The following is a 9,443-nucleotide window of genomic DNA, read 5'->3' on the forward strand; positions in this document are numbered from 1 at the left end:
CGTTGTGCATAATTATGAAAAACAAGCTAATCATATTATTAATTTTGATAACAACCAGTGTTTGTGCACAAGAATTATCTAAAGAAGAAAAACAGGAAAAACTCTTTTTAGAAGCTGAAAAATATCTAAAGCGAAATAAACTTAAAAAAGCATTATTTAAGTATCAATTTGTATGTGGAACTTATGCACCAGAAACAGAATTTAAGCGTAAAGCAAATGCTCGAATTGATTCATTACTACCAATTGCTCAAAAAAAGGAAATGAAAAAATGGAAAGGCAAATGGGAATTAAAGCAATTAAAGACTGATATGTTTGATTTTAAAAAGATTATCGTTAAAGAAGATTCAATCGCCTTTTTTAAAAACAAAAGTGACAGCATTGCCGCAAGAATTGAAAAAATAAAAACTCCTGAATTTAATCACAAGAATTTTTTAAATACAAGAAGCGTCGTTTTTGCGAATAATGAAGTTTGGGAGTTCAATGTTGAGAAGCATAAACGGAAAGATAGATTGTTTGTTAAACTAAAAACTGACTCTGAAGGAACGAGCTATTTGATTCTTGACCATCGACATATGATTATTGACAGAAAAGAAAGAAAAAAGGCTTTAGCCGAAGAAGTTAGAACATTTTACACAAGAATAAAATAACTATGCACAACAACGTGTATAATTCATTGTTCGGTTCGTGTGTACTCGGAAAATTCCTGCGGAATTTTCCTCTGGTTTGGTTTCTTTTTGCTAACTTAGTCCTTGCCAACACAACGTAATCATACACAATCACGTTAGCCACAATTATAAAGAAACCCACTAAAACCAAATAATCAAAGACACCAAATCAAGAATGAAAATAAAATTAAATGACAAGTATAAATCGTTAGAAGCTTTTGAAAGTGAAGAATTAAATAACTTAACGATTATTACAGGTGAAAATGGAAGTGGAAAATCTCAACTTTTAGATTTAATTGGAAAAAAGTTTACAAATGACAAATCTGTAAATAGTATAAGTATAGATTTAATCCCAAATATTAATAATGTTCAGGTTGAGGGTATTGAAAAGGTTGGAACAACTCAAGTGAGTCATGACCAATGGAAAGCAATTGTGAAAAGGCAATTAGATTTATATAAAAAATTAACAACTACTGGAAAAGAGTTTTTAAAATATATTGTCGATGAAAATTTACAGTCAAAAATAAAATCTAAAAAAACAAGAGAATCATTATCAAACAAAAGTGAATATAAAAGTCTAGTTAAAAAAAATTATTGTGAGATAAATAATCGACCTTTAGATGACGTACCCTCAATAAACTTCAATCATGAAAATACAGTAATAAGACAAATATCCAATTCTGCAAATATTAGTGTATTCCATTTTATTACTGAACTATGTAAATTAAAAAACAAACCTGAATCAGAATTAACCGATGCAGATTTCTTTAATTCACCAATCCAAGAAGACCTTATTGATTCAGGAGATTTGTTTTCATCTCAAGTAGAATTAATTTTTTACAATTATGCAAAAAGAAGAGATATAAACAGAAAAGAGTTTTTTTATAAAAAAGAAGAAGGAGAAGATAACAATTCCATTTCAGATGCAGATTTTGTTTCTAATTTTGTTCCACCATGGGATTTAATTAATGATATTTTCATTAAACATAGTATCAATTTTTACTTTAAAGGTGTTGAGAAAAGAGACTTCACTTTAGAAGCGCCTATTGATTTTAAGTTATACAAAAAAACAACAAATGCTTCTATACCATTTATTGACTTGTCTTCAGGTGAAAAGGTAATTATTGGGTTAATAATCAAATTATTTACAACAGAATATTATGGTGAATCCATGACTTTCCCTGATTTATTGATTTTAGATGAACCTGATGCGCATTTACATCCTGAAATGTCAAAATTATTATTGGATGTGTTAAAAGACACATTTGTTGATAAATTTAAAATTAATGTAATTTTAACTACTCATTCCCCTTCAACTATAGCACTTTCAGATGAAGACAGTATTTTTCAATTGAGAAATGAAAGTAATAGTGGATTAAAGAAAATCACCAAAAATAAAGCACTCAAAATTCTTACTGGTTTCATTCCTACTTTAAGCATTGATTATAAAAATCACAGACAAATTTTCGTTGAAAGTCCAACTGATGTAAATTATTATCAAAGTCTACAGGACAAGCATTTACAATTTCAAAGTTTACCTTATAAATTATACTTTATATCTAATTCTGCAGGTAAGAGTAACTGTTCCCAAGTTTATAAAATAGTTAAAGAAATTAGAGATTCTGGAAATCAAACTTCATTTGGGATTGTCGATTGGGATTTAAAAAATAAACCTACAGATTTTGTATTTGTTCATGGATTTGAGCAACGATATAGTGTTGAAAACTTTATTCTTGACCCTATCTATATCATTTGTTTATTAATTGAGATGAAAAATGCGCACAACATTTGTGCATTAATTGGCATTGATAATACCTACAATCAATATCTTATTGGAAACGAGCCTTCTCAAAAACTACAAGAATTCTCTGATTGTTTCTTTAAAGAATTTGAAAAGAAATTCCCTGCCTTTAAAGCTGATTCAGAAAAACAAGTAGTAAAGTATTTAAATGGTCGAGAAATCAATATACCAAAATGGTATCTTAAAATGCAAGGACATGAGATTGTTGAAAAAGTAAAATTAATATTTCCTGCATTAAATAAATTCTCAAACGAAGGAGATATACAAAATACGCTCTCATTCCTAATGACTAAATGTTATCCATTTGTACCTAAAGACACTATAAGTATATTTGAACAAATAAATAACAGTGGCTAACAATGTGTATAATTCATTGCTAGTTAAAGCCTAATTACGAAAGTCCTCGCGGACTTTCTATCTGTGCTTTATTTGCTAACTTTAGTGCTTAAACACGCAACGAAATCATACACTAGACCGTTAGCAAACACCCAAGACAAAGAATAATTTGAAAATAAAGTCCATAGAAATAACCAACATAAAAGGCATCTCAAATAAAAAATTTGAATTGCATTTAGCACCAAACAAACCTAATATTTTGGTTGCACCGAATGGCTATGGAAAAAGTTCTTTTGCAACTGCTTTTGATTCATTGAAAAGCAGTAAAATAGTATTGGATGATAAAAACTATTTAAACAATAATACTGCAAACAGACCTGAATTAACACTTACTTTATCAAATGGCAAGATATTATCAGCTGACGATAATCAAAATACAATAAGTTCTGATTTTGATGTTTTCGTAATAAACAATCAAACAGAACCAAAATCAACTGTTCAGACATTTAACGGTTATAGTTTCGCTAAAACAACTCTTGAAATCAAATCGACTGTTTTGGTTAAAACCATACCACAGAAAGTCGATTTTGGCTACTCTTCATCTTCTTTGAAAAGTGCTTTTGGAGTAAATGGAAATAGAATTCTAAAAAACATTTCCAATCTTTTCAATAGCAGTCAATTATTTTACCGACTTGAAACTGAAATAGACTTCAGTCGATTTAATCTTAAAGCTTATAGAACTATAATACCTTCACAACTATCTAGTATTAATGGAATAGATGCAAAAGGTTCCGAAATAAAGCAATGGATAATAGAAAACGTTTTAACCAATCTTGATGAACTTCCTGAGTTCCAAAAGATAATGAACATTATTGCTTCATTTGGATTTACAGAAATTGAGAATGAGGCTGATTTATACCTTACTACTTGGCAAGTATTAGAAATTAGAAACAGTTTAGGAGCTAATTTCAAAAAAGCTTGTAAATATTTATTCTATTTAGCCGAGAAGCAACATTATAAAGAAACTATTTCCTCATTTAACCCTGTAAAAGACAGGTTTGACATAAAACCCAAAGAAGAAAAAAACAGTTTAATTGTTCATTGGCCAAAGGCTCACGAAATTTCCAATGGACAAAGAGATATCCTAACATTTATAACATTGCTTTTAAAATCTCGTAGAGACTTTAAAAAAAATGATTGCATCCTAATTATTGATGAAATATTCGATTATATGGATGATGCCAATCTTATTTCTTTTCAATTTTACATATCTACATTCATAGATGAAATGAAAAGAAAAAAAAGAAGGATTTTCCCAATCTTACTGACACATTTAGACCCTTTGTTTTTCAATCATTTTTGTTTCAATGATTCCAAAATTCAGGTTAACTACCTTAAAGAGATTAATATAAAATCCAATCAAAACTTGTTAAAGTTAATCTACAATAGGGAAGATGAATCTATTAAGGACAATGTAGATGCATATTTTTTTCATTTTCATCCAAATAATGGAACAATTGATTTAACAACAGAATTTACTGACTTGAGACTAAATATAGATTGGGCAACACCGCCAAAGTTTTTCAAAAAAATATTTCGCGAAATTCGAAGATACATATTTGAGAATAGTAGAATTGACCCTATTGCAATCTGTTTTGGAGTAAGGTATCAAATTGAAAAACTTGTATATGATAAAATACCTGATACGGACAACAAAAGGATATTTATAGAAGAAACCAATGGGACTAAGAATAAACTTCTATTCGCACAAAGTATTGGCATTGATATACCTGAAACATATTTTCTATTAGGGATTATATATAATACATCATTACATCTTTTTGAAGGTCAAGATATTTCACAGCCTCTTGGTCTAAAACTTGAAAATGAAACTATAAAAAGGATGTTGACAAATATATTCGTGAAATAAAAAGGGCGATTTGCTAACAACGTATATAAAAAATAGCGGTTTAATCGCTTAATCAAAAGAAAATGAATAAATTAAAGGTCTGCTGTAATCCGAAAAGTTAGTGTGTAAAATCCGCTACTTTTCATATACAAACCCGTTGTAGGTAATTAAAACAAAAAATCTCGAATGAAATTAACAATTACTTTTTTAACATTAATATTTTGTCTTCCATTGTACTCTCAAACCGACGGACAAAGTTTCTGCTCTGAATTTAAAAATGAAGACTATTTTCCTTTAACAATAGAAAAAAAGAAGATACTATGGCTGGATTCTTATTATTTTGAAGAAATCGTCGGAACAAAAAAAATTAAGGATAAAGAGTACATTGAATATGCTCAAATATGGAAAGATGGTAACACGGAAAGTCTTCTTTTAAGAGAAGAAAACGGAGTAATTTACCAATTTGAAAAATGTTGTGATTCAGAAACCATCAGATTTGACTCTAAATACCGAAAAGGAAAATCTTGGCAATCTGCCGACAAAAAGAGTAAATATACCATAGAGTCTTTTAAAGGGAAGTTGAAAACTCCATATTGTGATTATAAAGATCTTTTAGTCATTAAAGGAGAGTTTACTAACGTAACATATATGTTTTATTACAAAAAGGGTTATGGTTATATTGGAACTACTGATGATGAAAACAATCTGATTTCTTGTGTTTCACCTGAATGGAATAAAAAATAACTACCTACAACAACGTGTATAATTCATTGTTCGGTTCGTGTGTACTCGGAAAATTCCTGCGGAATTTTCCTCTGGTTTGGTTTCTTTTTGCTAACTTAGTCCTTGCCAACACAACGTAATCATACACAATCACGTTACAAAACATTTGATGAAACAGCTTCCGATATTACTTTTAACCTTATCAACATTATTCTGTTTTTCTCAAAAACAATATAAATTTGATTATATAATTGAATATAAATTAACTTTTTATAAGGATTCACTAGCTAAAAAAACTATATCGAGATATTACTTTACAAACTCCAAAAAAAACAACTATTTAGCTGTAATTACAAACTTGGATAGTTTGAATTATCAAATGGATTTTAAAGATGAAAATGGAATATCATTTAATGTTAACTTTTTAAAATCTGATTTAAACAAGGCTGAATTTATTAATGTTGATTGCCAATATGTAAATAATTATAATAATCCATTTAAAGATCGAATTAAAAAATACGACTTTTTTAATCTTAATGACACAATAATTGATGGAACAGAATATAACAGATATAAATTGACCTCAATAAAACTCAAAAAACATAAAAAGAAAAAACTCGCGACAGAAATTTATATTGTAGATAAAAATACTAAATTTCACTTACCAATTTTTTACTTTCCAACCGCTTATGAAGAATGGAAAAGTAAAAAGAATATTCCCAGTGGAATTTTTAAAGAACGTCTTTTATTTGATTCCTATGGAAATTTAAGTGTTAAAGAAGAATTAGTAAGTTATCACACTATAAATAAAACAATAACTATTGACGAAAAGTGTGATTATACTCAGAATAAATAAAAACGTTTTGTAACAACGTGTATAATTCATTGTTCGGTTTGTGTGTACTCTGAAAATTCCTGCGGAATTTTCCTCTGGTTTGGTTTCTTTTTGCTAACTTAGTCCTTGCCAACACAACGTAATCATACACAAACTCGTTGTACTGCATTAACTCACTCATATGAAAAGACAAGATTATACGACTTTGAAATCTCACTATATTCCGAATGAAAAAAAATATCATTTCATCTTTCCGTTAAAAATTCTTTCTGAATACAATGGAATTGAAAACCTTGATGTTACTATTGACGACAATCTAGCATATTTCATTATGGAGCCTATTTTGTTGAATAAGATTGAATATGATTTTGAATTTATTTGGACTAAAAATGACGCAGACAAAAAAACAAATTCGTTGGATATTTGTGTAAAACTCAATGATGATAAATTTGACCCTCAAATTGTACTTGACAATTTAAAAAATCAAAAAATGATTAACGGACTTGAATTGTATAAAGAAGAATACGGAAAACTGAATAAAATATTTGAAAAAAAATAACGCAGTACAACAACGTGTATAATTCATTGTTCGGTTTGTGTGTACTCGGAAAATTCCTTCGGAATTTTCCTCTGGTTTGGTTTCTTTTTGTTAACTTAGTCCTAGCCAACACAACGTAATCATACACAAACACGTTAGCTACAACCTGAAAAATGAGATACCTAAAATTAATTTCAATTTTTATCATAATTCTGACTTTATCAGGATGTTCCATAAAAGATTATTACTTCCCTATGTCTGATTTGACTAAAGGTAAAGTGTATAAATATGAATGCAAATCTGAACCATCAAAAACGGAATATTGGAAACTAACTTCCAATCTGACTGAAAACACGCTTATTACAGAGGCGTTCAACTCTGAATTCATACAATACGAATTCTTTAAAGAGGAACTAACGAAGGAAGGCTCTAAATTACTTGAATTTATAAGTTATAGAACCAATGAAAATGGACAGAAAGAAAAAGAAGTAATTAACAAACCAATTGAATTAGATGTTTTCAAATGGGAAACTGATAATCCATATCGCTACTCTTCAGAGGCAACTGAGGAATATTATGGAAAAGTAATGTTTGAGAAAAGACGAGAATTTATCGGAGAAGTAAAAGTAAATGTACTCGGAAAAGAATATAAAGCTTTAAAATTTAAGGGATTCTATAAAACAGAAGTTCCGAAAACCAACCAAAAATATGAATATAGTCAGTTTAGTTATTACGCAAAAGGGCTTGGACTTGTGAAAATGGAAAAGGAATATTCTGATGGAACAAAACGAACATTGGAACTGACTGAAATTATTTCTAACTCAGAATGGAATAAAAGGCAGTAGCTAACAACGTGTATAATTCATTGTTCGGTTTGTGTGTACTCGGAAAATTCCTACGGAATTTTCCTCTGGTTTGCTTTCTTTTTGTTAACTTAGTACTAGCCAACACAACGAAATCATACACAAACACGTTGTACAGCATTTAAAACCAACATTTTGAAAGAACAATTTGACATTAATAATAAAGATGATTTCGAAAGAATTGTTAATGATATTCGAAATGGACGAATCCCTTTTATTGGAGAACAATATCAAGAATTATATCGAGGACAATCAAAAGATTCATATGTTTTAAAGCCTGGAATTAGCCGGTATGTTAAAACAAAAGAAGAGCTAAATAAACTCGAAGCAGAAATCATTTCGGATTTCAAAAAAATGGTTAATAAAAGTCCAAACACAACAAAATACATACAACTGACTGATTTTGATAATGACTTTGAAAATGATTGGAGATGGATTGAACAAATTCAGCATTTTAGAATTCCTACAAGATTATTAGACTGGACTATTGACCCTAAAATTGCATTATTTTTTGCAGTCGAAAGTAATCAAACTGAAGTTGGACAATTTTGGATATTCAAAAGTCCTCTAAACTGGTCTTGTGACGAACATTTTGGAATTGACCCATTTGATAAAAATATTGACCTTATATCAAATAGTAGTTTTTACGTAGAAGATGATTTTAAAGATAAAATTGCTGAACAAAGAAGGTCTTTTCAATCTGGTAAATTCACTTTTCAAAATTCCGAGAAGTCAATTGAACCAATGGAAAATCAAAACCATTTAAGAGATAAAATGTTGAAATACACCATAAATCCAAGTTCCAAGCAAAATTTACTTGATTATTTGTTGGATTTTAACATAAATGAAGATACTGTTTATGTTAGATATGACGATGAAATCGAGACTTTAATTGGCGAATTAAAAGAAAAATATAACTTAAAATAAAAACGCTGTACAACAATGGCTATAAGTAATTGCTTGTTCTCGCCTACTTCTGAAAATCCTCGCGGATTTTCAGTTTGGTGCGTACTTGCAAAGTTAAGTGCTAAACCACGCAACTACTCATAGCCGAGACCGTTGTGCATAATTATGAAAAACAAGCTAATCATATTATTAATTTTGATAACAACCAGTGTTTGTGCACAAGAATTATCTAAAGAAGAAAAACAGGAAAAACTCTTTTTAGAAGCTGAAAAATATCTAAAGCGAAATAAACTTAAAAAAGCATTATTTAAGTATCAATTTGTATGTGGAACTTATGCACCAGAAACAGAATTTAAGCGTAAAGCAAATGCTCGAATTGATTCATTACTACCAATTGCTCAAAAAAAGGAAATGAAAAAATGGAAAGGCAAATGGGAATTAAAGCAATTAAAGACTGATATGTTTGATTTTAAAAAGATTATCGTTAAAGAAGATTCAATCGCCTTTTTTAAAAACAAAAGTGACAGCATTGCCGCAAGAATTGAAAAAATAAAAACTCCTGAATTTAATCACAAGAATTTTTTAAATACAAGAAGCGTCGTTTTTGCGAATAATGAAGTTTGGGAGTTCAATGTTGAGAAGCATAAACGGAAAGATAGATTGTTTGTTAAACTAAAAACTGACTCTGAAGGAACGAGCTATTTGATTCTTGACCATCGACATATGATTATTGACAGAAAAGAAAGAAAAAAGGCTTTAGCCGAAGAAGTTAGAACATTTTACACAAGAATAAAATAACTATGCACAACAACGTGTATAATTCATTGTTCGGTTCGTGTGTACTCGGAAAATTCCTGCGGAATTTTC

At 29.3% G+C, this 9,443-nt stretch carries 9 protein-coding genes; all 9 read left to right on the forward strand.

Translation table 11 applies throughout. The features are described 5' to 3' along the window. A partial coding sequence (locus tag ACP15M_RS14320; protein ID WP_425077885.1) for a hypothetical protein occupies nucleotides 1-647 on the forward strand: 647 nt, incomplete at its 5' end. A gap of 193 nt (nucleotides 648-840) precedes the next feature. Further along, the gene (locus ACP15M_RS14325; protein ID WP_425077886.1) at nucleotides 841-2,823 is read left to right on the forward strand and encodes an AAA family ATPase; all 1,983 of its coding nucleotides are present in this window, start codon (nucleotides 841-843) and stop codon (nucleotides 2,821-2,823) included. Between the two features lie 148 nt (nucleotides 2,824-2,971). Further along, entirely contained in the window at nucleotides 2,972-4,732 is a 1,761-nt protein-coding gene (locus ACP15M_RS14330; protein ID WP_425077887.1) for a hypothetical protein, read from the forward strand. 165 nt (nucleotides 4,733-4,897) lie between these two features. Further along, the gene (locus tag ACP15M_RS14335) at nucleotides 4,898-5,455 is read left to right on the forward strand and encodes a hypothetical protein (RefSeq protein ID WP_425077888.1); all 558 of its coding nucleotides are present in this window, start codon (nucleotides 4,898-4,900) and stop codon (nucleotides 5,453-5,455) included. Between the two features lie 145 nt (nucleotides 5,456-5,600). Then, nucleotides 5,601-6,290 carry a hypothetical protein gene (locus ACP15M_RS14340; RefSeq protein ID WP_425077889.1) on the forward strand — a complete coding sequence of 230 codons (690 nt, stop codon included), beginning with the start codon at nucleotides 5,601-5,603 and terminating at the stop codon, nucleotides 6,288-6,290. Nucleotides 6,291-6,450: 160 nt separating this feature from the next. Next, the gene (locus ACP15M_RS14345; protein ID WP_425077890.1) at nucleotides 6,451-6,828 is read left to right on the forward strand and encodes a hypothetical protein; all 378 of its coding nucleotides are present in this window, start codon (nucleotides 6,451-6,453) and stop codon (nucleotides 6,826-6,828) included. A 152-nt stretch (nucleotides 6,829-6,980) separates the two neighbouring features. Next, nucleotides 6,981-7,652 (forward strand): hypothetical protein, encoded by a 672-nt coding sequence (locus tag ACP15M_RS14350; protein ID WP_425077891.1) that lies wholly within the window; start codon nucleotides 6,981-6,983, stop codon nucleotides 7,650-7,652. A gap of 153 nt (nucleotides 7,653-7,805) precedes the next feature. Beyond that, nucleotides 7,806-8,597: an FRG domain-containing protein gene (locus ACP15M_RS14355; protein WP_425077892.1), complete on the forward strand. Its 792-nt coding sequence runs from the start codon at nucleotides 7,806-7,808 to the stop codon at nucleotides 8,595-8,597. A gap of 144 nt (nucleotides 8,598-8,741) precedes the next feature. Beyond that, nucleotides 8,742-9,374: a hypothetical protein gene (locus tag ACP15M_RS14360; protein ID WP_425077893.1), complete on the forward strand. Its 633-nt coding sequence runs from the start codon at nucleotides 8,742-8,744 to the stop codon at nucleotides 9,372-9,374. Nucleotides 9,375-9,443 lie beyond the last annotated feature (69 nt).

Origin of the sequence: Psychroserpens sp. S379A (genome assembly GCF_049800755.1) — a bacterium.
Classification (GTDB): Bacteria; Bacteroidota; Bacteroidia; order Flavobacteriales; family Flavobacteriaceae; genus Psychroserpens.